At 67.6% G+C, this 25,627-nt stretch carries 11 protein-coding genes; 3 read left to right on the top strand and 8 right to left on the bottom strand.

Annotation, left to right across the window (positions count from 1 at the left end; all coding sequences use genetic code 11):
* Positions 1-49: 49 nt before the first annotated feature.
* Positions 50-1,105: a DoxX family protein gene (locus MNAB215_RS22655; RefSeq protein WP_077080789.1), complete on the top strand. Its 1,056-nt coding sequence runs from the start codon at positions 50-52 to the stop codon at positions 1,103-1,105.
* Positions 1,106-1,111: 6 nt separating this feature from the next.
* Here MNAB215_RS22655 and MNAB215_RS22650 read toward each other — a convergent pair whose 3' ends face one another.
* Genes MNAB215_RS22650 through MNAB215_RS22640 form a run of 3 tightly spaced genes read right to left on the bottom strand, consistent with a single transcriptional unit; the run spans position 1,112 to position 5,172 of the window.
* Positions 1,112-1,600 carry a gluconokinase gene (locus MNAB215_RS22650; protein WP_077080788.1) on the bottom strand — a complete coding sequence of 163 codons (489 nt, stop codon included), beginning with the start codon at positions 1,598-1,600 and terminating at the stop codon, positions 1,112-1,114.
* Positions 1,601-1,638: 38 nt separating this feature from the next.
* Complete coding sequence (locus MNAB215_RS22645) at positions 1,639-3,648, bottom strand: DUF7064 domain-containing protein (RefSeq protein ID WP_077080787.1); 2,010 nt, start codon at positions 3,646-3,648, stop codon at positions 1,639-1,641.
* Positions 3,649-3,666: 18 nt separating this feature from the next.
* On the bottom strand, positions 3,667-5,172 hold the full coding sequence (locus tag MNAB215_RS22640) for a carboxylesterase/lipase family protein (RefSeq protein WP_077080786.1): 1,506 nt from the start codon (positions 5,170-5,172) through the stop codon (positions 3,667-3,669).
* 78 nt (positions 5,173-5,250) lie between these two features.
* On the opposite strand from MNAB215_RS22640, the gene MNAB215_RS22635 reads away from it, so the two are divergent.
* On the top strand, positions 5,251-5,919 hold the full coding sequence (locus tag MNAB215_RS22635) for a hypothetical protein (RefSeq protein ID WP_077080785.1): 669 nt from the start codon (positions 5,251-5,253) through the stop codon (positions 5,917-5,919).
* Positions 5,920-5,950: 31 nt separating this feature from the next.
* On the opposite strand, the gene MNAB215_RS22630 is transcribed toward MNAB215_RS22635, so the two are convergent.
* From MNAB215_RS22630 to MNAB215_RS22620, 3 genes are read right to left on the bottom strand one after another with little or no spacing between them, the layout of a single operon-like run.
* The gene (locus tag MNAB215_RS22630; protein WP_077080784.1) at positions 5,951-6,910 is read right to left on the bottom strand and encodes an SDR family NAD(P)-dependent oxidoreductase; all 960 of its coding nucleotides are present in this window, start codon (positions 6,908-6,910) and stop codon (positions 5,951-5,953) included.
* Positions 6,911-6,917: 7 nt separating this feature from the next.
* On the bottom strand, positions 6,918-8,132 hold the full coding sequence (locus MNAB215_RS22625; RefSeq protein WP_077080783.1) for a cytochrome P450: 1,215 nt from the start codon (positions 8,130-8,132) through the stop codon (positions 6,918-6,920).
* A gap of 48 nt (positions 8,133-8,180) precedes the next feature.
* Positions 8,181-9,395, bottom strand: coding sequence for a cytochrome P450 (locus MNAB215_RS22620; RefSeq protein ID WP_083746215.1), 1,215 nt, complete (start codon positions 9,393-9,395; stop codon positions 8,181-8,183).
* A gap of 93 nt (positions 9,396-9,488) precedes the next feature.
* Between MNAB215_RS22620 and MNAB215_RS22615 the strand changes: the two genes are divergently transcribed.
* The gene (locus tag MNAB215_RS22615; RefSeq protein WP_077080781.1) at positions 9,489-10,115 is read left to right on the top strand and encodes a TetR/AcrR family transcriptional regulator; all 627 of its coding nucleotides are present in this window, start codon (positions 9,489-9,491) and stop codon (positions 10,113-10,115) included.
* An 11-nt stretch (positions 10,116-10,126) separates the two neighbouring features.
* Here MNAB215_RS22615 and MNAB215_RS22610 read toward each other — a convergent pair whose 3' ends face one another.
* Entirely contained in the window at positions 10,127-12,751 is a 2,625-nt protein-coding gene (locus MNAB215_RS22610) for a sugar epimerase family protein (protein WP_077080780.1), read from the bottom strand.
* Between the two features lie 19 nt (positions 12,752-12,770).
* Positions 12,771-25,271, bottom strand: a complete 12,501-nt coding sequence (locus tag MNAB215_RS22605) for a type I polyketide synthase (RefSeq protein WP_077080779.1) — start codon at positions 25,269-25,271, stop codon at positions 12,771-12,773.
* Positions 25,272-25,627: the final 356 nt, after the last annotated feature.

The raw sequence follows: 25,627 nt of genomic DNA, 5'->3' as shown, positions 1-25,627 counted from the left end.
GCGATAACCGGTCGGTTTGTTCGCTGTGCGGCCGGGTAACCCAGCTGTCATGGTGATTCGGAGAATCGCGCGGCCTCTACTGTCCGCGGCGTTTATCGGGCAAGGAATCAATTCGCTGCTCAACCCCAAATCGGCGGCCGAAGCCGCGGCGCCGGCGGTCGACGGCCTGCAGTCGCTGCCTGACCCCCTCGGCAGCCGCATCCCGAGCGACCCCCAGACGGTCGCGCAAGTCACCGCGATCGTTCAGATCGGCGGCGGCGTGCTGCTCGCCAGCGGGAGACTGCCGCGGGTCGCATCGGCCGCCCTGGCGTTGACGGTGCTTCCGGCCAACCTCGGAACCCACTCGTTCTGGAACGAACTCGACCCGCAACTCAAAGCCGAGAAACGCCAGCAATTCCTGACCGACCTGAGTCTGCTGGGCGGCCTGCTGATTGCGTCGGCTGACACTGCGGGCAAGCCATCACTCGGGTGGCGTAGCCGCCGGGCTGCCGAGCGGCTCTCCGAGCGGGTGTCCTCCGCACTCCCGGGGTCCGACGACACCGACTTCGCGGAGCTCGGCGAGAAGATCGTGCACGGCCTGCATACGAGCGCCGAACGTGGCCGTGAATTGGCCAGTGCCGCTGCCGAACGCGGCGCGCCTTACGCCGAAGCAGCGCTGGAACGAGGCCGCGAACTCGCCACCACCGCAGCCGACCGCAGCGCACCCTACGCCGAAGCAGCGCTGGAACGAGGCCGCGAACTGGCCAGCACCGCCGCCGACCGCAGCGAAAAGCTGGCCAAAAAGGCGCGCAAGCGCAGCGAGGAACTGGCCAGCACCGCAGCCGAGCGCAGCGCACCGTATGTCGACGCCGCCCTGGAGCGGGGTCATGAGTTCGCCAGCACCGCCGCCGACCGCAGCGAAAAGCTGGCGAAGAAGGCGCGTAAGCGCAGCGAGAAATTGGCCAAGAAAGCCCGCAAGCGCAGCGAGAAGCTGGCCGACACCGCCCGGGCCCGGGGTATCGAGCTGGCCGAATCCGCCTGGGATTACGGGAGCGAGTTCGCCGACACGGCCGCCGAGCGCGGCGGTCAGTTGGCCGACACGGCGCGCAAGCGCCGCCCCTGGTAGGCGCGCTCAGGCCTGCATCGCCTGCCGCGCTTGTAAGCGCGCCAGGACGCCGCCGACGATCGTGTCGACGTGTTGACTGACATCGACGGTGACGCCAGGTTCGTCGGGGCCGAGCGGTTCGAGCGTGTCGAATTGCGATCGCAGCAACGCGGGCGGCATGAAATGCCCTGTCCTGTCGGCGATCCGGCGGCCGATCAGCTCCGGTGAACCCCTGAGATAGAGAAACTCGATGCCCGGGCAATGTGCGCGCAGCCGGGCCCGGTAGGCCCGTTTGAGGGCAGAGCAGCTCACCACTCCGCCGTCACGGTGTCCGGCCAGCCATTCACCGATCTTGTCCAGCCAGGGGCTGCGATCGTCGTCGTCGAGTGGTTCGCCGGCACTCATCTTGGCGATGTTGGATGGCGGATGCAGGGTGTCGGCGTCCACGAACGGCACCCGCAAGCGTTGCGCCAGTGCGGAACCCACCGTCGACTTGCCCGAGCCCGATACGCCCATCACCACGATGGGTGATGGCGCGCCGTGCGAGGCCGCGGCTATGTCCGTTGCTCCAAGTTGCGGTTCCATTCGATCCAGCCGACGCCGGAGCGGCCATCGGCGGTGTTGACGCCGACCCAGGCGCGGGCGAACTCGCTCACCCGCCCGTCCTCGGCGGTCAGACGGACCGGCGCGTTGCCGTGCACCTCGAGGTTGGTGGTCAGGTCAGCGGGATCGAAGACCAATGTTGCATCGACAGGTAAACCGTTGATGTCGAACGATTCTCGCGTGTTCACCGCGTCCAATTCGGTGAGGGCGCCCTTCGGATCCTGCACATAACCGACGCTGAAATTCGGGACACCCGGGATCCGCATGTTCACACCGTGCACGTGCGTACCGTCGTCGAGGTGCAGGGCGCTCCACACCCAGTTCATGCTCCACCAGTCGCGAACACCCCACGAGTGGTCCCGCTGCCCGGCCACCGAGTCGAACTCGTAGGTTTTGCCGTCGACGGTCACGGTGCCCGACACGGTGCAGGGGATCTCGTAACGCGTTGTAATCCGGTACTTGTAGGGCGTCCCGTCGGTGGCCCACACCAGGTCCATCGTCAGCTCGACGGGAGTTCCCGCCTCCCCACGCAACAGGGCGGACGGGTCTGAATACGACTGACCCTGCCCGCGCAGATCGACCCGGTAGCACTGCAGCGGCGTGCTGGCGGCATGGCCGAGCTCCAGCCCGTCGGCGCGCACCACCCACGGATCCGGCGGCAGCGGGACGTCGGCGGCGACGGCCACCGTCGGCAGGTCCGGTCCGCACAAGAGCGCCTGAACCCACGCGGTCTGCTGGTTCGCAATCAGGCCGATACGAAACCAGCCGCCCAATCCCTGTGCGGCATCGACGAAGTCGGCGTACCAGCTCTCGCTCCACAGCGGTTCGGCGGTCGGTGTATGCGTGCCCTCGTCGTCTTCGGAGGGTTGCAGCGGTTGCGGCGCCGCCGGCGCGGGCAGCGTCGCCAACGCGTCGGTATCCAGGGCGTGGTCGCAGTTGCGTTGCAGCATGGTCATGAACATCCGGTCGCCCCGCTCGGTGCGCTCCACCAACATCGACGAGACGATCGCCATCATCACACCGAAAAAGCTTTGGCGACGCACACCTTCGGCAACGTCTGCGAGCGTGAGCGCCGCCTGTGGCCCCAGCGCTTCGTGGTATGCCCGCAGCAACGCGTCATAGTGTTCGCGGCGTTGCGCGGTCGGCAACGCGCAGCCGATGAAGTACGCCAGGTCGGTCAGCGCTGGGCCCCAGGAAACGGTCTGCCAGTCGACGACGGTCAGCGCGCGGTCGGCGCCGTCGGTGCCGAACAGCATGTTGTCCAGGCGGTAGTCGCCGTGAACCAGGCCGTGGATGCGGCCCGACTCGGCCTCGGCCGCCGCGTAGTCGTCGAACGCGCCGACCAGATGCTCGCAGACTGCGCGATGTTCCGGCGCGATCTGGTCTGCGTATCGGTCGATGAAACCCGCATAGAGCCCGGTGATCATCGCTTGGTTCAGCGGCGAGTCACGGTTGAGCCACGGAGCTGCGGCCAGCGAAGCGTCGCCGAGCAGCGGACCGTGCAGGCGTCCCAGTTCGGCGACGGCGAGTGTGGCCTGTTCGATTGTGGCACCGGCGATTTCGTCGCCGACGACGGCCGGACCGGCATCGCCGAGGAGTAGATCGAACACGCCCGTCGCAGCGTCGATCGCGCCGTGATAGCACGGCGCGATCGGGCCGCCGAGCCTTGACGCGATGTCCGCGTAGAAGCGGACCTCACGCTCGTAGAGGCCCAGGGCCGCCCCGGTTTGCCGGCTCACCGGGTCGCCGGCCGCGACCTTCAAAATCACCGAGTCCGGCCGATCAGGGTCGGCGGTTTCATCCGTGTACCGCAGTTGGACGCGGTAACACTCGCTCATCTGGCCGGTGCCGATGCGCTCGACGGAGAAATCCGCAATGTCTCCCGCACCGATAGCCGCGGTCAACCAGGACGTCGTGAGTTCACTGGGTCGTTCGATAATGTGCTCGGTGTCTGCGGGCATGAGGCTCAGCGTGCCAGGTCAAGGCGCTAAAGAGAACCCGTCCCAGGCCATCCGGCGATCGGGGTGTGGGTCGAACTCCACGCGGCACTTGCGGTCGAAGACCAAGACCGCGCGGTCGTCGGGGGCGTAGGCAGGCCAGTCGTCGCCGGGAACCCCGGTCTGGCTGAACGACCGCCACCGGCGTTGCACCTGGTCGCTGACCCGCAGGGCCGCGCGCTGGTCGGCCGCGGCCGTCAGCAACGCGCCGAATCGGGTGCGGTAGACGTCGAAGACCGCGAGCAACTCGGTGGCATGCGTCGCGCCCAGCCCCGACCAGCGCAACGTCCGCGGCGCGTAGTCGTACCGGTACAGATACGTGGGCGCGTGGGTGCTGTGCGCCTCGGCGATCTGCCAGGCCGCGGAGCTGAACGCGAAATCGCCACCGAGCTGAATGCACGCCGACGCCGACGGATAGTCCGGGTAGGCAGCCGTAATACGTTCGCGGGCATCGGGTTCCGTGTCAGCCAACAGCTCTTCGATCATCGATTGATTCGTCGGCAGCATCTTCAGGAAACGGGTGAACAGCCGCCCTTCTTCGGCATTGGTGCCGACGATCAGCGGGACGCGATGGGCCGAACCACCGCGCATCGCTTCGACGGGGTCCACCGGCAGGATGTCGTCGCCGATGACCGGACCGATGGGGAAAGCGCCCAGCCGGTTCTCCATGCCCTGATCGATGAGGGCATGTTGGGCCTCCACCAATTGGGCCGCGGATACTTGCAGCAGCGTCCTGGCCGCATCCTGGGCCGGTACCCCCAGCACGTCGGCGAACCGTTTCGCGAATTCGGCGGAGATCTCCTTCGACCGCGCCAGGCCGGCGGCCGGGCTTTCCGCGATCGCGCGGGCGAACAGGCCTTTCGCGGCGGGCACCGCCAACAGCGCGGAGGTGATGCACGCGCCGGCACTTTCGCCGAAGATGGTGACATTGTCTGGGTCACCGCCGAATTGCGCGACATTGTCCCGAACCCATTGCAGCGCCAGCACCAAATCGCGCAGGTACAAATTGCTGTCGATGGTGATGTCCGCGGTCGACAACGACGACAGGTCCAAACAGCCGAGCGCACCGAGCCGGTAGTTCACCGACACGTACACGCAACCACGGCGCGCCAAGGCCGCGCCGTCATAGAGCGGGGTCGCCGAGCTACCCAGGATGTAGCCGCCGCCGTGGATGAAGACCATGACCGGCAGGGGCTCGACGGAAGGGATTTCGGGTGTGACGACGTTCAGGGTGAGGCAATCCTCGTCCATCGGCTGGTACCTGCCCACGCCCAGCAGGGTGTAGCGACGCTGCTGGGGCGCGCACCCGGTGAAACCGTGGCAGTGCCGCACTCCCGACCACGGCTGCGCGGGCAGCGGAGCCCGGAATCGCAGCCGTCCCAGCGGGGCCCGGGCGTAGGGGATCGATCGCCAGCGGTTAACCCCGTCGCGGGTGAAGCCTTCAACGGTGCCGATGGACGTCTGTGCGCGGATGGTGCGCTCATGCATAGCCCGACGGTAGCCGACACTACGGATGTAGGGCGGGCGTAGCGGTGAATTCCGGGGTGTGACGGTTAGCCTGACAGGATGCGGTTTGCCGCGCTGGTCACACTTTTGCTGCTGGTTGCCGGATGCTCGCATCAGCGCGACGGCCAATCCGGGACATCCGGCGCTCCCACGACGACAACCACGGCCCCGGCGGGCAGCACCGCATCGGGAGCGTCGACCGCACCTGCCGCCGGTGCCGCCATCTCCGACGTCATCGCGTGGATCCAGGCAGGTCAGGCCGCCGATACGGCGCGATATCACGCTGTCACGCGCGACGGCGTCACCACCCAATTGGGTGGCGACATCGCCTTCGCGGTTGCAGCCGCCAAGGTGGCGTGCACGACTGATTCCAAGCACACCGGCGGGGCGCTGGTCTGCCTGGTCGATCTGGCCAATCCTCCGCCGCGGCCTGACACCGCCTACGGCGAATGGAAGGGCGGCTGGGTCGACTTCGACGGCATGAGCCTCCAGATCGGCGCGGCCCGCGGCGACCCGGGCCCGTTCGTCAACGGCAATGGACCCGAATTGGCCATCGGAGACACACTGTCCTACGACGATTACCGCTGTCGCGCCGACCAAGCCGGCCTGTTCTGCGTGAACTACGCCCATCAGTCGGCGGTGCGGTTCTCGGGCGCCGGAATTCTGCAGTTCGGCTGCCTGCGATCGGTGCCGGCGCCCGACGGCATCGGGATTGCGTTCAGCTGCTGAACGCCTGGATACGCTGTGGTGCCGTGCTGCCTCAGTTGGCCATGATGGTCGCAAAGAGCTCGGCCATCTCGTCGGCGGGGCCGCCCGGCACGGTGTAGCCGGCCTCGTCGCGGATCACGTCGAGCTGGTCGCGAACGTCCTCGACGGATAGTTCCGGGTGGTAGAACCCCTTGGTCCTGCCGACGAAGAATCGCGAAACATGGCCTGCGCCAATGGTATAAATCTCCCCCGTTACCGCGCAGTCGCGGTGGGAAAGGAATGCCACGACCGGCGCGACCAGCGCCGGGTCGAGCCTTTTCAGATATTGGTTCGTCAGGTCGTCCAGCACGGCCTGCGCCGCCGCGTCGGCCGGCGGTGCGGCGCTGTCGATCGAGTGGGTCAGCATCCGCGTGAACGCAATCGGGGCGACGGCGTTGACCTTGATGTTCTTGTCCGCGCCCTCCGCCGCCAGGACGCGGGTGAAGCCGATCAGTCCCGTTTTGGCCGAGCCGTAGTTGCTCATGCCGGCGTTGCCCAGGATGCCGGCCGCCGAGGTCGTGTTGAGTATTCGCCCATACCCCTGCTCGCGCATCACTTTCCAAGCCGGTCTCGTCACGTGAAACGCGCCCCTGAGGTGCACGTCGAGCAACGGTTCGAAGCGGTCCGCGCTCATGTCCTCGAAGGGCGCATCACGCACGATGCCGGCATTGTTGATCACGATGTCCACCCGGCCCCACGTGTTCATGGCGGTATCGATGATCGCCGCTCCCCCGTCCGGGGTCGTCACACTGTGGCTGTCGGCGACGGATTCGCCGCCGAGATGCCGGATTTCGGCCGCGGCGGTGTCGGCCGCCGTGGTGTCCGAACCATCCCCCGTCACCGACCCGCCGATGTCGTTGACCACGACGCGCGCGCCGCGAGACGCGAGCAGCAGCGCGTATTCCTTGCCCAAACCGCCGCCGGCGCCGGTGATCACGGCGACCTGTCCGTCAAAGCGCAGCTCGTTCGTCATTGAATCCTCACCAGGTGACCGGTAATTCCGTCATTCCGTAGATGTCGGCGTCTTTGAACTTCAGCGCATCCGGAGCTACCGCTAATCTCAGCCCGGGCAAGCGCTTTGCCAACGTGGCGAAAGCCACCTGCATTTCGACGCGGGCCAGGTTCTGTCCGATACATTGGTGCACTCCGTAGCCAAAACCTAAGTGCCCGCGAGTATTTCGGTCGGCATCGAATACATCCGGATTGTCAACGAACTCGGCGTCCCAGTTCCCGGCGGGGATGTTCATCAGGACCATGTCGCCGGCGTGGATCAATTGACCGCCGAGTTCGAAGTCCTCGGTCGCCACCCGATCCACCTGGCTGTGCACGATGCTGAGGTAGCGCATGAGCTCTTCGACGATGTTGGCGACAAACGCGGGGTCATCGGTCTCGCCGAGCCGCTTGAAGACGTCGGGATGTTCCAACAGGGCAACCGTTCCCAGCGAAATCATGTTGGCACTGGTTTCGTGACCGGCCAGCATCATGACCACGCCGTCCATCGCCGCGGTCTCGCGGGTGAGTTGGCCAGTCAAGACGTAGTCGGTGACCAGGCGGCTGATCAAGTCATCGCCCGGATCGTGCTCGCGGCGATTCACCAACTCCTGGATATAGGAGTACATTTCCCCGAAGGCTTGCGCCCGTTGCTCGTTGGTGGTGGTGGTCTGCAGCCCCACCGTAGAGTTGTGCTGGAAGAGCTCCAGGTCCTGGGGGGGCACACCCAGAAGCAGCGCGATCACCAGTGATGGCACCGGCAGGGCGAAGTCGTCGACCAAATCCGCGGGCGGCCCACTACTGATCATCTGATCGATGTGCTGGTCGACGAGCTCCTGAATCTGGGGCCGCATCCTTTCACAACGCCGGAAGGTGAAGTCACGAGTCAGCATGCGTCGTAACCGATTATGTTCGGGATCGTCGACCCGCGCGAACATCACCGGCACGGTGCTGTCCGGGCTCTCCGGCTTGAGCGACGCCGGGATGGTGTCGGCGGACAAGCGCGGGTCGAGCAGCGCCTCCCGGATGTCCTGATAGCGGCTCACCACCCAGGCCGGCTCGCCGTGGTAGATCGCCCGTTGCAGCCCGGGCTGCTTTCGCCACTCGACGAACTCGGCCGGCGGGCGTAGCGGGCATCGCGCGGCCCGCGCGACGGGAATGACCGGAAGATCGGTATCAGAGCTCAAATCGGAAATTGTTGACATTGGCGGCTTTTCCCTATGGTCGAGTTGCATGCTGGTGCGGGTGGCCGGTCACCAGCTGACCGGCAACTCCTTCATGCCGTAGATGTCGGATTCTTTGAAACGCAATGCGTCTGGCGACACCGCCAGTTTCAATCCAGGTAGGCGCCGAGCCAATGTGGAGAACGCCACCTGCATCTCAACGCGAGCGAGATTGGCTCCGATGCATTGGTGCACGCCGTAGCCGAAACCCAAATGCCCACGCGTGTTTCGCTCGACGTCCAAGGTCTCTGGATTGTCGACAAAATCGGCATCCCAGTTGCCGGCGAGCAGGTTCATCATGACGAATTCACCCGCACGGATCAGCTGACCGCCGATAGTGAGGTCTTCGGTCGCGATTCGGTCGACCTGGCTGACCACGATGGTGAGGTAGCGCATCAGCTCTTCGATGATGTTCGCGACGACGGCCGGGTCATCGCTGTGGCCGAGCCGCTCGAAGACGTCGGGATGCTGCAGCAGCGCAACCGTTCCCAGCGAAATCATGTTTGCGGTGGTTTCGTGGCCGGCTTGCATCATGATCACGCTGGTGATGGCGGCGGTCGCATGGTTGAGTTGGCCGGTCGCGACGTACTCGGTGACCAGGCGGCTGATCAGGTCGTCGCCGGGTTCGCGCTCTTTGCGCTCCACCAACTCCTCCAGGTAGGCGTACATCGAGCCGAAGGCCCGGGTCTTCTCCTCGTCGGACGACTTCTGGTCCAGCCCAACGCTGGTGTGATGCTGGAACAGCCCGAGATCTGCCGGGGGCACCCCCAGCAGCAACGCGATCACCATGGACGGCACCGGCAACCCGTAGTCAGTGACCAGGTCGGTCGGCGGCCCCTTGCGGATCATCTCGTCGAGGTAGCCGTCGACCATCTCCTGGATTTGCGGCCGCATCGCCTCGCAACGCCGGAACGTGAAGTTGCTCGTCAGCATGCGCCGAATCCGGTTGTGCTCGGGATCGTCAGTGCGCGCGAACACCACCGGGATCTTGTTGTCGGCATCCGTCGGCATCATGGCGTCCGGCAGGGTTTTCGCGGACAGGCGCGGATCGACCAGCGCAGCCCTGATGTCCTGGTAGCGGCTCACCACCCAGATCGGGTTGCCGTGAAACATCGCCCGTCGCAGACCGGGTTCTGCACGCCAGTCGGCGAATTCAGCTGGGGGTGCCAGCGGGCAACCCGCGGCCCGTGGGACGGGCAGCACTGGAAGGTCAGCGTCGGAACGCAGTTCGGAAGTTGTTGACATCACCGGCGTTTCCCATTAAGTGTCAGTTGACTGTCAATTAGAGCAGCCTAGAGGTCAGCTGACTGCCAGTCAACCGTTAGCTAAGCTGTCGCAATGACGGCGGTGGCGGACCGACCGTTGCGGGCTGACGCGGCCCGCAACGTTGAACGCATTCTGCGTGCCGCGCGCGACGTCTACGGCGAGCTGGGCCCCGATGCCCCAGTGGAGGCGGTCGCCCGCCGTGCCGGCGTAGGTGAACGCACCCTCTACCGCCGATTCCCCGCGAAGGCTGATCTGGTGAGGGCTGCCTTGGATCAAGCCGTCGCCGAGCAGCTCACACCGGCGATCGCGGAGGCTCGCCGCGACAGCGATGCGTTGCATGGACTCACCCAATTGTTCGAGGCGGCGATATCGCTGGGCGCATGCGAGCAAAGCCTGCTGATCGCCGCGCAACGGGCCGGATCGCTGACCGCCGACATCTCGGACTCCCTCATCGAAGCGCTCAGCGAGCTGGTCCGCCGGGGTCAGCAGGACGGCGTCATCCGCTCCGAGCTGGTCGCCGAGGATCTGCTGCGGGTGATCGGGATGCTCTACAGCGTGCTGTCCACGATGGCCCCGGGCAGCGATGGCTGGCGAAGGTACGTCGCGCTGATTCTCGATGCAATATCGACCGCGGAACGACAGCCGCTTCCGCCTGCGGCGGCATTTCATTTCCCGGAGCCGAACAACTGGCCGCTGTGAGCGACCGCCCGCTAGTCGCTCAGCGCTCCAACGGCCGGCCCGTCGGCGGCCAGCTCGAGCACATGAATTTCTCCGGTGCTGCCGTCGACCTCGATAAGGGCGCCCGATGGCAACACCTTGGTGGCTCCCTGGACGTCCACCACACACGGGAAGCCGAATTCGCGGGCAACCACTGCCGCATGTGACATCGGGCCACCGAGTTCGGTCACGACGGCGGCCGCATACGAGAACGCCGCGGTGTACCCGACGTCGGTGACCTCCGCGACGAGGATCTCGCCGGGCTGCAAATCGTCGATCGTTTCCGGGCGCACGATGCGCACCCGGCCACGCACCCGTCCCCCACACACCCCGACACCGCGCATGCTCTCGCCGGTGGTGAGCGCCAGCGACGACGCCGTGGTCGGCTGCCAGCTTCCGCTGAACACCGTCGGCGGAACGACGGTGGCCAGCCGCTGTTGTTCGGCCCGGCGCCGGGCCACCAGCCCTGCGACGTCCACGGGCAACGCGTCGAGCTCGTCGACGAGCAGATAGAAGACATCGTCGGCGGTATCGAATACTCCGGCCTCGACCAACCTGCGCCCAAACTCACGCATCAGGTTGCGCAGCACCCAATTGGCCCGCACCACTTTGTCGCGACGAACTTCGCGGTCGCGGAGCTGGCGCGCGGCCAGATATGCAACGGGCTTGGCGTGCAACGGAATATGCGGCTGCCACGGCTGCGGTGCGGGGGCCGCGCTCATCGCTCTGGTCACCATCCGGACCAGCAACTCGGGATCGTCGGAGTAGCTGGTCGACAGCATCTCAAGCTCGGCGGGGCCGCGGTGCCCGATCAGCGCCAGCTCGGCCAGCACCGCGGCATGAAACTCCGGCGCCTCGGCGGCCAACTTGCCCAGCCGGTCTCCCGGCTCGGTCAGCAGCGCGGCCGCGTGTGGATCGCGTTGCGCCGCAAGCACCAACCGCTGCATCGCTTCCACCGATCGGGCGCTGACGAGTTCGGGTCCCGCAGGCGCGGCGGTGTCTCGCCCGCACAACGCGCGCAAGAGGACGTTGAACGCCGCGCACAGCATGAACGATGCCGAGGCCAGCACCCAGCCGTGGACGACCTGGTCGCGGGCCAACGAGATCAGGCTGAGCAGCCGACGATCGTCGAGCTGTGCGACATCGCCGCCGGCCAGGCGTTCCAGCCGGTCGACATCGGCAACGAACTCGTCGGTGTCACGAGGCGAGCCCGCGGACAGGCCGATCAGGTTGACGCCGAAGACCCCGATGTTGCGAACCGTCCGCAGTTGCCTTCGGAGACGGCCGGTTTCGGAGCGTGGACGCTCCTCGCCGAAGACCGGCAGCGCAGCCATGCTGGGGCCGAAGAACCCGCTGTTGCTGACAATCGTCGTGGGCTTGGCGAACGGCACGGTCTCGGCCATGTAGTGCGCCGACGTGATAGCTCCGTAAAGGCGGTGGGCGAATACCGCGACGGTTCGCATCGCGATTTCACGCTCGATGATGCCGCCGGGCCGCAGCCGCTCGGCGATCGCGACACCGCCCGCGCGCAGCCCGCGCACGGTGACCGACGCCGACGACGGCGAGAACGGGCCGGGTAGCGCCTCCGACAAATTCGTGGCCAGAAAAGTGGGGAAGCGCGGGTCGATCGGGGTGTCGAATTCCCCGTTATCTCCCGCTGGGCCAGCCCAATTGGGCTTGACCCCGTCCTCGGTCGGGGTGTCGACCGCGGGCAGGTCTGCGATGCTGGCCATCCGCCACGGCAGCGACACCACCTTTGTGCCCACTGTGACGCGGCCACGCACGGCCAGTGCGAAATCGTCGACGCACTCGGCGGCTTCCCACGCCGGCTGGAACCCCCACTGCTCGCGCAGTCGCGACGTGTCCATCAGCGGGGCGCTCTGTATCAGTTTCAGCTCGGCCGGTGTAAAGCCCAGCCGGACCACGGGACGTCCGAGCGCTGCGGCGACTTGGGCAAATTTCAGCGTGCCCGGAGCGGCGAGATTGACTGGGCCGCTAATGCTTTCGGTGCCCTCGATGGTGCGGATGAACAGTCGAAGTGCGTCGTCGAGATGGACGACCTGCATGCTGCGACCGGCGGACCCGTCGGGGAGCACCGGTAACGCCAGCACCCGGCGCACCCAGTTGTCGACGCCGCGGCCGAGAATGACGGCGGAGCGGATCGCGACCCAGTCCAGCTGCGAGTCCTCGAGCATGCGCTCGACCCGGACTTTGCTGTGGCCGTCGGCCGTGTGCGGGTTGAGCGCGTCATGCTCGGTCCTAGGCGCGTCTGCCGCCCCGTAAACCTGCGCCGAGGACGCGAAGACGATTCGCCTGGCGCCGGTTTCGGCCATCGCCGCGAGGACGTTGCGGGTGCCCTCGATATTGACCTGATGGCTGATCCGGTCGCCGCGGCCGGGAGTGTTGGCCCAGGCGCAGTGCGCGACAACATCCGCGCCGGCCAGGGCGCGGCTGACCGCGGCGGCGTCGCGAATGTCTGCCGCGACGAAATCAGTGGCACTGGGCCAGCTTTCGGGCCGATGCCGGGCAATCCCGGCCACCTCGTGGCCCTGGCTGAGCAGTCGCGCGGCGAGACCGCGACCGAGTACACCGCTGGCCCCGGTGACCGCGATCTTCACTGACTACTCACGCCCATCGTCACTCGTCGTCGTCCATCAACGCCGCATTGAGGAGGGCGTCGAGGTCCATGTCGGCGATGTCCTTTTCTGACGTCGCCGCGGCGGTCGCCGGCTGCGCGGTGCCTTCGGCCTCATTCGCCAACGCGAGCAACAGTTCGAGCACGCCGGCCTGGCGCAGGCGCTTGACTGGAATGGACCCGACGACCCGTTGAATGTCGGCTTCCCCTGGCGCGGCGACCGGGGCGCTCTCCCCGGCCGCGCCGATGAGTTCGCGGTGCATATAGCCCGCCAACGCGGCCGAGTTCGGATAGTCGAAGATGAGCGTCGGCGACAAGGCCAATCCGCTGGCGGATTTGAGCCGGTTGCGCATCTCGACGGCGGTCAACGAGTCGAAGCCCAACTCCTGGAACGCCCGGTCCGGATCGATGGCCTCCGGGCTCGAGTTGCCCAGCACCGTGGCGATGTTAGAGCGCACCAAGTCCAGCAGCACCGCGTACTGCTCGTCTTCGGGTAGCCCCTCGAGTCGTTGCAGCAGAGCTGATTTCGACTGCGCGGCGGCCAGGGAGTCGTCGACCTGACGCCGGGTCGGGGCGTTGATCAGATCGACGAACATCGGGGGCAGGGTGCCCGCATCGAACTTGACTCGCAGTGCGGCGAGGTCGATGTGGGCCGGCAACAGGAACGGCTCGTCGATGATCAACGCGGTGTCCATCAACTCCAGGGCCTGACCCGACGACATCGCGACAATCCCGTCCCGGCCGAACCGCGCCCGGTCGGCGGCACCCAGCGCACCGGTCATGGCGCTGGTCTGATCCCACAGACCCCACGCCAGCGAGATCGCCGGCAACCCCAGCGTCCGCCGGTGCACGGCCAACCCGTCCAGGAACGAGTTGGCCGCCGCGTAGTTGGCCTGGCCCGATGCGCCCGCCAACCCGGCCATCGAGGAGAACATCACGAACGCCGACACATCCAGGTCGCGAGTCAGCTCGTGCAGGTTCCACGCCGCATCGACCTTGGCGCGCAACACCACATCGACGCGCTCGGGGGTCAGCGACGAGATGACCGCGTCGTCGAGCACCCCCGCCGCGTGCATCACGCCGGACAGCGGCCGCTGCACCGGAATATCGGCGAGCACCTTGGCCAGCGCCTCGCGGTCGGCCGCGTCGCAGGCCACCACCTGCACCTGGGCGCCCGCCGCAGACAGCTCGGTCATCAGCTCTGCGGCTCCCGGCGCGTCCAGGCCGCGCCGGCTCAGCAGCACCAGGTTGCGCGCACCGTGCCGGGCCACCACGTGGCGTGCCAGCGCCGAACCTGCCATTCCGGTCGCGCCGGTGATCAGCACGGTGCCGGCGGCCCAGGCGTTGGGCATGGTCATCACGACCTTGCCGACGTGGCGGGCCTGGCTCAAGTACCGCAAGGCGGCCGGGGCGCGTCGTACGTCAAACCTGGTGACCGGCAACGGTTGTAGCACGTCATCACCGAACAGCGCGGCCAGCTCGTCCAGCATCTGTGCAATGCGGTCCGGTCCGGCTTCGAAGAGGTCGAAGGCCCGGTAGCGCACGCCGGCGTGGGCCTGCGCGACGGCCTCGGGATCGCGGATGTCCGTCTTACCCATCTCCAAGAACACGCCGCCGGCGGCGACCAGTCGCAGGGAGGCATCCACGAAATCACCGGAGAGCGAATCGAGCACGATATCCATGCCGCGCCCGCCGGTGACCGTCCGGAACTTCTCCTCGAAGTCGAGGCTGCGCGAGTCGGAGATGTGATCGTCGTCAAAGCCCATGGCGCGCAACGCGTCCCATTTTGCGCGGCTGGCCGTCGCGAAGACTTCCAGACCGAAGTGCCGGGCCAACTGCACGGCGGCCATTCCCACCCCACCGGCGGCGGCGTGCACGAGTATCCGCTGGCCGGGCTTGACGCCCGCCAGGTCGACCAGCGCGTAGCACGCCGTGGCGAACACCACCGACGTAGTCGCGGCGGCGGTGTGCGACCATCCGGCCGGCACCTTGACGAGCAGCCGCTCGTCAGTGATGGCGATGGTGCCCGTCCCGTCCGGGAATAGGCCCATCACGCGGTCGCCGACCACGAATCGGCCATTCCCCGAAGCGGTTTCCACCACCACGCCGGACGCCTCAATGCCCATCACGGCGTCCGGGTCGGGGTAGAGGCCCAGCGCGATCATGACATCGCGGAAGTTGGCGGCCAGCGCCGACAATCCAACGCGCACCTGGTTTGGCCCCAGCGGCGCGTCGGCATCGGGGATGCGCTCCAGCCGCAGATTCTCGATCGTGCCGTAGCTGCTCATGCCCAGCCGCCACGGCCCGTCGTCGGGGGGCACCAGGAGACTGCCGACGGCGCGGCTGCCGTGCACCCGCGCCGTATAGACCGCCCCATGCCGGAACAACACCTGCGGCTCGGCGGCCGCCAAAATTGCCGCTAACGCGTCAGCTTCGAGCGGCGTATCGGTGTCCACGAGCACAATCCGGCCGGGATGCTCGGTCTGCGCCGACCGCACCAGGCCCCACACCGCGGCGCCCGCCAGGTCCGTGACGTCCTCGCCCGGCAACACCATCGCGCCCCGGGTCGACACCACCAGCGTCCCCGCACCGTCGCGGGCCAGCCACGACTGCAGTACCGGGAGCACCGCGCGCGTGGCGGCATACACCTCGGTCACGACGTCACCGGCGACGGGAGTGGATTCGAACAACACCGCCAATCGTTCGGCGCCGTTGTCATCCGACTCCGTTGCACCCCAGGCACATACCGATACCGGTTGCACCGCGGACGACGGCTGCGCCGACCAGATGACTTCGAAGAGCCGGTCCGGACCTGAATTCGACACCGCAGCCAGCAGCTGCTGATCGGTCACCGGCCGGGCCACCATCGACGCGACCGAGAGCACCGGCAGGCCCAGCCCATCGGCCAGCTCGATGGATACCGCCGACTGTCCCACCGGCACGATGCGGGCCCGTACCGCCGCCGCGCCCGCGGCGTGCAGCGACACCTGCTGCCAGGAGAACGGCACCAGCATCGAGCCTTCGGCGATTTCGTCCCCATCGGAGGCGAGGATCACCGCGTGCAATGCCGCGTCGAGTAGCGCGGGGTGCACGCCCAATCCGTTGACGCCCCCGGCCGCGTCGGGCAGCGTCACTTCGGCGAACACCTCATCGCCACGACGCCACATCGACGTCAAGCCGCGGAATGCCGGGCCGTAGCCGTAGCCGCGCTCCGCCAACTGCTCGTAGCCGTCGCCGATATCCACCGGGACCGCCCCCACCGGCGGCCACGCCGACAAATCCGCGCTCGGTTGCATCGAGCCCGGACGCAGCACGCCCTCGGCGTGCAACGACCAGCCCGAGCCCGCGTCGGCTCGCGAAAACACTGATACGGCGCGGGCATTCGAATCGTCAGGGCCGCCAACCACGACCCGAACCGCGACCGATCCACCGGGCGGCAACACCAGCGGCGCCGCCAGGTTCAGCTCGTCAACAATGCCGCAGCCCACCTCGTCGCCGGCGCGGATCGCCAACTCGACAAAGCCGGCACCGGGGAACAGCACGACACCGCCAACGGCGTGATCGTTCAACCAGCCCTGCGTGCTCGGCGACAACCGCCCGGTCAGCACCACCCCGCCCGACGTCGGCAGCTCCACCACCGCGCCCAGCAGGGCGTGTTCACTAGCCGCCAGGCCCAGGCCGGCCGCGTCGGCCGGCGCGTCCGCCCCGGATAGCCAAAAGCGCCGCCGCTCAAAGGCATACGTCGGCAACTCGACGAGGTTGCCGTTGCCGAGTGCCCTGCGCCAGTCGACGTCCATGCCTGCGACGAACCCGTGCGCAATGGCCTTGGTCAGGGTCTCCGGCTCTGGGCGGTCCTTGCGCAGGGCGGACATGGTCACCACGGGTGTGTCGGTAAGAGTTTCCTCGATCGACGCGGCCAGCCCGCTGTTCGGCCCGAGCTCGAGGAAGCGGGTTGCCCCGGCCGAGTGCACGAATCGCACGCTGTCGGCGAATCGCACCGCCTCGCGGACATGTCGCTTCCAGTAGGCCGTCGACGCGAAGTCGTCTGCGGCCAGCTGCCCCGTGACATTCGAGACGATGGGGATGACGGGCTTGCCGATGGCGAGTCCGGCCGCGACAGTTCCGAATTCGTCGATCATCGGGTCCATCAGCGGCGAATGGAACGCGTGCGAGACGGCGAGTTGGTGCACACGGCGGCCCTCGGAGCGCAGCCGCTCCGCGACCGCCACCACCTCGGCTTCGGCACCCGAAATCACCACCGAGCCAGGCGCATTGATCGCCGCGATACCCACCTCAGGCACCAGCAGCGGCGCCACCTCTTCTTCGGTAGCCTGCACAGCGAGCATCGCCCCACCGGGCGGCAGCGCCTGCATGAATCGGCCCCGGGCGGCCACCAGGACCGCGGCGTTCTCCAGCGACAGGACGCCGGCGACGTGCGCGGCTGACAACTCTCCGATCGAGTGCCCGATCACGAAGTCGGGACGGATGCCCCAGGATTCCAGCAGCCGGAACAGGGCGACTTCCACCGCGAACAGCGCGGGCTGCGCGAATTCGGTGGTATTCAGCACGTTTTCGTCGTGGCCCCACATCACTTCGCGCAGCGGCCGCAGCAGGTGGCGATCCAGTTCGGCGACGACGGTGTTGAACGCCTCGGCGAACACCGGGTAGGCGGCGTGTAATCCCATACCCATGCCGAGTATTTGCGAGCCCTGACCCGGGAAGACGAAGACGGTCTTGCCGCCGTGCGTTGCGGTGCCACGAATGATCGAGCCAGCCAGGTCGTCTCCGGCCAGCTCGTCGAGCCCGGCCAACAGGCCCTCGCGGTCGGCGCCGACGATGACGGCCCGATGCTCGAACGCCGAACGGCCGGCCAATGACCAACCCACATCGGCGATGTCGACTTCGTAAGCCCGGACATGCGTCGCCAGCCGTGCAGCCTGAGCCCGCAACGCCGATGCCGACTTCGCCGACACCGGCCACGGCAGCACGGGCGGTTTGGGGCCGGACTCGCGCGGCTCGGCCCCCGCGGGGGCGGCCTCCACGATCACGTGGGCGTTGGTACCGCTGATCCCGAACGATGAAACGCCCGCGCGGCGCAGTCGACCGTCAGCGGGCCAGGACCGCGCCTCGGTCAGCAACGACACGGCCCCCATCGACCAGTCCACATGCGGGCTGGGCTCGTCGACATGCAATGTGGCAGGCAACATCTGGTGCCGCATCGCCAGGACCATCTTGATCACACCGGCGACACCGGCCGCGGCCTGCGTGTGGCCCATGTTCGACTTGATCGACCCCAACCACAATGGCGCACTGCGGCCCTGCCCGTAGGTCGCCAACAACGCCTGAGCCTCGATCGGATCGCCCAACGTCGTCCCGGTGCCGTGACCCTCGACCACATCGACGTCGGCCGCGCTCAGGCCGGCGTTGGCCAGCGCGGCCCGTACCACCCGCTGCTGCGAAGGCCCATTGGGCGCGGTCAGCCCGTTGGACGCACCGTCCTGATTGATTGCCGAGCCCCGCAGCACGGCGAGGACCGGGTGCCCGAGTCGCTGTGCGTCCGACAGGCGCTCCACCACGAGCATGCCGCCGCCCTCGGAGAATCCGGTGCCGTCGGCCGCACCGGCGTAGGCCTTGCACCGGCCGTCGGCGGACAACCCGCGCATGCGACTGAACTCGATGAAGATGTCGGGTGTGGCGTTGACCGTGACGCCGCCGGCCAGCGCCAGATCGCATTCACCCGAACGCAGCGACTGCGCCGCCATGTGCAACGCCACCAACGACGACGAACACGCCGTATCGACCGACACCGCGGGGCCTTCCAGGCCCAGCGCATAGGAGACCCGGCCCGACGCCACGCTCGATGACTGGCCGGTCAGCCGGAAGCCCTCGGCGGCGGGTGCGGCGCCCATGCCGTAGCCCTGTGTGTACACCCCGGCGAACACTCCGGTGGCGCTGCCGCGCAGATTATTGGGGTCAATCCCGGTGCGCTCCAAGGCTTCCCAGGACAACTCGAGGAACAGGCGCTGCTGGGGGTCCATGGCCAGCGCCTCACTCGGCGCGATGCCGAAGAACGCGGGGTCGAAGTCCCCGACCTCGTCGACGAAGCCGCCGGTACGCGTGTAGCAGGTGCCCGGCACGTCGGGGTCCGGGTTGTACAGCCCGTCCAGGTTCCAGCCACGATCGCCGGGGAAGTCGGTCAGCACGTCACGACCCTCGGCCAGCATGTCCCACAGATCGTCGGGCGAATTGACGCCGCCCGGATACCGGCAGGACATACCGACGATTGCGATCGGATCGTCCTCGGTCACCCGATGGACCGGGGCGTGCGTGATTTCTTGTGGCACGCCGGCAAGTTCGGTGCGGATGTAGCCGACCAGGCCGTTGGGTGTTGGGTAGTCGAAGATCAGCGTGGGTGAAAGAGCAAGCCCAGTCGCGGTTTTGAGCCGGTTACGCATCTCTACCGCGGTCAGCGAGTCAAAGCCCAACTCCTGAAACGCCTTGTCCGGATCGATCGCCTCGGCGCTGGTGTTGCCCAGCACGGTGGCAATGTGCGAGCGCACCAGGTCCAGGAGCACGGCATGCTGTTCGGCTTCGGGCAGCCCGTGCAGGCGATGCGCGAGAGCCGATTTCGACTTCGCGGCGGCCAGCGAGTCGTCGACCCGGCGGCGGCTCGGCGCGTTGACGAGATCGGCGAACATCGGCGGCACCGCCACCGCGTGGGCACGCAGCGCACCGACATCGATACGGGCTGGCGCCATGAATGGTTCGTTGACGATCAATGCGATGTCGAACAATTCCATCGCCTCGGCCGAGGACAACGCCAAGACCCCGTCGCGGCCCAGCCGGGCGCGGTCGGCGTCGTCGAGCCCGCCGGTCATGGCGCTGGCTTGGTCCCACAGCCCCCACGCCAGCGAGATCGCCGGCAGTCCGTGCGCCCGACGGTGCGCGGCCAACGCGTCCAGGAACGAGTTGGCGGCGCCGTAGTTGCCCTGGCCCGACGAGCCCACCAGCCCGGCCAGCGAGGAGAACATGACGAAAGCCGACAGATCGAGCTCGCGGGTCAGTTCGTGCAGGTTCCATGCCGCGTCGACTTTGGCCCGCAGTACCGCGTCGACCCGTTCCGGCGTCAGCGACGTGACCACCGCATCGTCCAGCACGCCCGCGGCGTGGATGACGCCCGAAAGAGGCTGTTGTGCAGACACATCGGCAATAACGGATGCCAGCGCAGAGCGATCGGCCGCGTCGCAGGCGACCACGCGTGCCCGGGAACCGGCCGCCTCCAGCTCCGTGAGCAGCTCTGCGCACCCCGGAGCGTCCGGACCGCGGCGGCTCAACAGCACCAAGTCTTGAACGCCGTGCTGCGCGACCAAGTGACGAGCCAGCGTCGAACCCGCCATACCGGTCCCGCCGGTGATCAACACGGTGCCGGAACTCAGCCCGGAAGGCAGGGTCATGACGACCTTGCCGATGTGGCGGGCCTGGCTCAGGTACCGCAACGCCGCGCGAGCGCGTCGCACGTCAAACGTGGTCACCGGCAATGGCTTGAGCACGCCGGCCTCGAACAGCCCGGCCAGCTCGAGCATCCACTGATGCATCCGCGGACGGCCGGGCTCGAAAAGGTCGAAGGCGCGATAACGGACGCCGGGATATTCCCGCGCGACCACGCCCGGGTCGCGGATGTCGGTCTTGCCCATTTCCAGGAAAACGCCGCCTGGGGCAACCAACCGTAGTGAGGCATCGACGAATTCGCCTGCCAGCGAATCCAGCACGACGTCCATACCGCGACCGCCGGTGACGGCGCGGAACTTCTCCTCGAAGTCCAGGCTGCGGGAATCCGCGATGTGCTCCTCGTCAAAGCCCATGGCGCGCAGGGTGTCCCACTTGCCGCGGCTGGCGGTCCCGAACACCTCCAGGCCCAGATGCCGGGCGAGCTGAACCGCCGCCATCCCGACGCCGCCGGCGGCGGCATGCACCAGCACCCGCTGTCCCGGTCTGACATCGGCCAGGTGGATGAACGCCATGTACGCGGTGGTGAAAACGGCTGAGATAGCAGCGGCTTCGGGGTAGGACCAGTCGGCCGGCTTGGGCACCAGCAGCCGGACGTCCCCGGCGACCAGCGTGCCGCTGCCATCGGGGAAGAATCCGTATACCGAATCGCCGACCGCGAACTCGGTGACTCCCGGCCCCACCTCGACCACCACACCGGCACCCTCGCCGCCGAGCAGAGCGTCGTGGGTGAACATGCCCAAGGTGATCATGACGTCGCGGAAGTTCGCGGCGATGGCGCGAAGGGCGACCCGAACCTGGCCCGGCTCTAGTGGCGCACCGGCGTTGGGAACCGGCTCCAGGCAGAGGTTTTCGAACGTGCCCGCGCTGCTGATGCCCAGCCGCCAGGGCCCGTCACCGGGGGGCACCATGAGGCCGTCGACCGCGCGGCTGCCGTGCACCCGCGGGGTGTACACCGCGCCGCCGCGCAGCAACAGCTGGGGCTCGCCGGCCGCGAGAACAGTTGCTATCGCGTTATCGTCCAGGGGCGCATCGGAGTCCACGAGCACGATGCGGCCGGGATGCTCGGTTTGCGCCGATCGCACCAGTCCCCACACCCCGGCGCCGGCCAGATCGGTGACGTCCTCTCCCGCCAATCCCACCGCGCCCTGGGTCGCCACCACGAGTACGCCGCAGTCGTCCTCGGTCAGCCACGGCTGCACGGCAGCCAGCACCTGGCGCGTGCGCTGGTATGTCGCTGTTACCGGATCTTGGTCAGTGGCAAGGGATTCCAGTAACTGGTGTTTCGGCGTCGCCTCGCTTGAAGTTATCGTCGCCGGTGACCACACCACCTCGAACAGCCGGTCCGGGCCCGCGCCCGACACCGCGGCCCGCAACTGTCGCTCGCTGACCGGTCGGGCCACCATCGCACGCACCGACAGCACCGGCAGCCCCAGCCCGTCGGCAAGCTCGATCGAGACTGCCGAATTGCCCGCAGGCGCGATGCGCGCGCGCACCGCCGACGCGCCCGCGGCGTGCAGCGAGACGCCCTGCCACGAGAACGGCAACACCACTTCGTCGGTCCGGCCGGCGATGTGGTGCCCCATCACCAGGGCGTGCATCGCCGCGTCAAGCAGGGCGGGGTGCACGCCGAATCCTTTGACGCCGCCGGCCGCATCGGGCAGGCTCACCTCGGCGAACACTTCGTCGCCGCGGGCCCAGCTCGCGGTCAATCCCCGAAAGGCCGGGCCGTAGCCGTAGCCGCGCGCCGCCAGCTGCTCGTAGCCGTCGGCGGTGTCGACCGCGACCGCACCGGCGGGCGGCCACACCAACAGATCCGCGCCCGGTTCAACCGGTCCGGTGCTCAGTATTCCCTCGGCATGGCACACCCAAGTAGAGCCGGCATCGAGGCGCGAGTAGATAGACACGGTGCGCTGACCGTCTTCGGCGGCGGGACCCACCACGACTTGCACCGACACCGAGCCCGAGCCAGAGTCCTTGGCCGGCAACATCAACGGCGCTTGCAGTGTCAGTTCTTCAACCGTCGGGCAACCGACCTCGTCACCGGCGCGGATCGCCAACTCCACAAATCCGGTGCCCGGGAACACCACCACACCGGACACGGCGTGATCGGCCAGCCAGCCCTGCACACTGGGCGACAACCTGCCGGTCAACAGCACCCCGCCGGACGCGGGCAGCTCCACGACCGCGCTGAGCAGCGGATGTTCGCTGGCGCCCAGCCCCAAGCCCGCGGCGTCGGCAACGATGCCTTCTCCCGACAGCCAAAACCGGCGCCGGTCGAAGGCATACGTAGGCAGCTCAACGAAGCCGGCGCCATCAATCGCCCCGCGCCACTCGACGCGTACTCCGGCGACGAATGCGGTAGCGGCCGACGTCAAGAACCTCTCGAGCCCGCCGTCGTCGCGGCCCAGGGTCGGCACCACGATGGCCTCGTTGCCCGCTGGGGTGTCCCCCGCGGCACAATCGTTGGCGGTGTCTTCAATCCCGGCGATCAACGAGGGATGCGGGCTGGATTCGATGAATGTTCGGTAGCCGTGCTCGCAGGCACTGCGCACCGCCTGATCGAACTGCACGGTCTGCCGGATATTGCGATACCAGTATTCCGCATCCAATCCCGCTGTGTCCAAACGGTTTCCGGTGACGGTGGAAAAGAAGGCGGTGCGCGAGGACTGCGGCTCGATACCGGTCAGAGCGGCGACGAGTTCACCGTGAATCGACTCGACCTCAACCGAATGCGAGGCGTAGTCGACGTCGATCCGCCTTGTCCGCAGCTCCAGGTCGGCGCAGAAGCCGACGAGTTCGTCCAGCGCGGACACATCGCCGGACACCACGACGGCCGAGCGGCCGTTGACCGCCGCGATGCTGACTCGATTGCCGTAGGGCCCCAACAACTCCCGGGCGCGCTCGGTGCTGCACGCGATGGAGAGCATGCCGCCGGGCGCGGCCAGTGACCGCAGCAGCTTGCTGCGCAATGTGACCACCCGCGCGGCATCCCGCAACGACAACGCGCCGGCGACGTAGGCCGCGGCGATTTCACCTTGCGAGTGGCCGATCACCGCATCGGGGCGCACGCCAACCGACTTCCACAGTTCGGCCAGCGACACCATCACCGCGAAGAGCGCCGGCTGCACGACGTCCACCCGATCCAGGCCCGGCGCGCCCGGGGCGCCACGCAGGACGTCCGTCAGCGACCAGTCGACGAATTCCGCGAAGGCCTCGGCACACGCCTCCATCTGCTGAGCGAAAATCGGTGCGGTGTCTAGCAATTCGATACCCATGCCCAGCCATTGCGAGCCTTGGCCGGGAAAGACGAACACGGTCTTGCCCGCCGGCGCCGCGGCGCCCTGAACGACCGAGCCGGCCAGCCCGCCACCGGCCAGCCCGCCAGCGGCCAGTTCGTCCAGCCCGGCCAGCAGCCGGTCCCGGTCACCGCCGACAACGACAGCTCGATGTTCAAAGTTGGACCGGCCGGCCAAAGTCCACGCCACGTCGGCGGCATCAAGGTCACCGTCGGCTCGCACATGCGCGGCCAGTCGAGCGGCCTGAGACTCCAAGGCAGAGATCGACTTTGCCGACACCACCCACGGCAACACGGGCGGTTTGGGGCCAGCCTCTCGCGGCTCCGCGGCGGGTGCGGCCTCCACGATCACGTGCGCGTTGGTGCCGCTGATCCCGAACGAGGAGACGCCCGCTCGGCGGGCTCGGCCGTCAGCGGGCCAGGACCGCGCCTCGGTCAACAACGACACCGATCCCGCCGACCAGTCCACATGGGGGCTCGGTTGGTCGACATGCAATGTGGCAGGCAGCATCTCGTGGCGCATGGCCTGCACCATCTTGATCACACCGGCAACACCGGCCGCGGCCTGGGTGTGGCCCATGTTGGACTTGATCGAGCCAAGCCACAGCGGCTCGGCGCGATCCTGCCCGTAGGTCGCCAACAACGCCTGGGCCTCGATCGGATCACCCAGCGTCGTCCCGGTGCCGTGGCCCTCGACCACATCGACGTCGGCCGGGCTCAGACCGGCGTTGGCCAACGCGGTCCGCACCACCCGCTGTTGCGACGGACCATTGGGGGCGGTCAAGCCGTTGGACGCGCCGTCCTGATTGACCGCCGAACCGCGCACCACCGCCAGCACCGGATGACCCAGCCGCCGGGCATCCGACAACCGCTCCACGACCAACATGGCGCCGCCCTCGGACCAGCCCACCCCGTCGGCCGCTCCGGCGTAGGCCTTGGACCGGCCGTCGGGCGCAAGGCCCCGGTGCCGGCTGAACTCGATGAAAACCGTTGGGGTGGCGTTGACGGTCGCGCCGCCGGCCAAGGCCAGGTCGCACTCGCCGGTACGGAGCGACTGCACCGCCATGTGCAACGCCACCAACGACGACGAACACGCCGTGTCCACTGACACGGCCGGGCCCTCCAGCCCGAGCACGTAGGAGACGCGTCCGGAGGCGACGCTGGAGGTCATGCCGGTCAGCCGGTAGCCCTCGATCTCTTCGGCGAGCATTCCGTAGCCCTGCACGATGAGTCCGGCGAAGACGCCCGTGGCGCTGCCGCGCAGCCCGCTGGGATCGATTCCGCCCCGCTCCAACGCTTCCCATGAGAGCTCCAGCAGCATCCGGTGCTGCGGGTCCATCGCCAGCGCCTCACTGGGCGCAATGCCGAAGAACGCCGGGTCGAAGTCGGCGACACCGTCGACGAAGCCGCCAGTGCGGGTGTAGGTCTTATGGCGCGCATCCGGATCGGGGTCGAACAGCCCCGCCACGTCCCAGCCGCGATCGTTGGGAAAGTCCGACATCACATCGCGGCCGTCGGCCACCATCTGCCACAGGCTCTCCGGGGTGTCGACGCCACCCGGGAAACGACACGACATGCCGACGATCGCGATCGGCTCGCTCGACCGCTCCAGCAGCGCACGGTTGGTGCGCTTCAGGCGTTCCACCTGCACCAGCGCTTTTCGCAGCGCTTCGGTTGCATGCTGGAGTTGATCCACTATCGCCTACCCCTCGCCTTCCACTGGCCGTCTTCAACCATCGGATGCCGAGTCACGGAAGTTGCTGCACAAAGCGCCAACTTTTCGACCAGCGTCGTGCTGCTCTCCGACCTAAGAATGTCGCTGGTGAGTATGGCCAACTCGGGAAGGAATTCAAAACGTCCGATCCTTCCGTCCCCTACCGAGGGAACGGTGGGCTGACCCGTCCAGCGGTACCCGGGTCCCGCTGACCCAGACCCGCACCTGGCCTTATGCCCATGGCGCGACTGTACCCGGCGACGCATCCCCGGTGATTGGGCGCATGGCGGTGAGAATCTCGGTAAACGCCGGGCGAAGCGGTGCGGCGCGTGACGCTTGCG

It is taken from the genome of Mycobacterium numidiamassiliense, from assembly GCF_900157365.1.
Classification (GTDB): domain Bacteria; phylum Actinomycetota; class Actinomycetes; order Mycobacteriales; family Mycobacteriaceae; genus Mycobacterium; species Mycobacterium numidiamassiliense.
The sequence above is the reverse complement of the archived record's forward strand: the minus strand, read 5'-3'. Positions and strand labels throughout refer to the sequence as shown.

Excerpts from the sequence above, each read along its gene's own strand:
- MNAB215_RS22655 (WP_077080789.1), top strand. The coding sequence starts at position 50 with ATGGTGATTCGGAGAATCGCGCGGCCTCTACTGTCCGCGGCGTTTATC.
- MNAB215_RS22650 (WP_077080788.1), bottom strand. The coding sequence starts at position 1,600 with ATGGGCGTATCGGGCTCGGGCAAGTCGACGGTGGGTTCCGCACTGGCG.
- MNAB215_RS22645 (WP_077080787.1), bottom strand. The coding sequence starts at position 3,648 with ATGCCCGCAGACACCGAGCACATTATCGAACGACCCAGTGAACTCACG.
- MNAB215_RS22640 (WP_077080786.1), bottom strand. The coding sequence starts at position 5,172 with ATGCATGAGCGCACCATCCGCGCACAGACGTCCATCGGCACCGTTGAA.
- MNAB215_RS22635 (WP_077080785.1), top strand. The coding sequence starts at position 5,251 with ATGCGGTTTGCCGCGCTGGTCACACTTTTGCTGCTGGTTGCCGGATGC.
- MNAB215_RS22630 (WP_077080784.1), bottom strand. The coding sequence starts at position 6,910 with ATGACGAACGAGCTGCGCTTTGACGGACAGGTCGCCGTGATCACCGGC.
- MNAB215_RS22625 (WP_077080783.1), bottom strand. The coding sequence starts at position 8,132 with ATGTCAACAATTTCCGATTTGAGCTCTGATACCGATCTTCCGGTCATT.
- MNAB215_RS22620 (WP_083746215.1), bottom strand. The coding sequence starts at position 9,395 with ATGTCAACAACTTCCGAACTGCGTTCCGACGCTGACCTTCCAGTGCTG.
- MNAB215_RS22615 (WP_077080781.1), top strand. The coding sequence starts at position 9,489 with ATGACGGCGGTGGCGGACCGACCGTTGCGGGCTGACGCGGCCCGCAAC.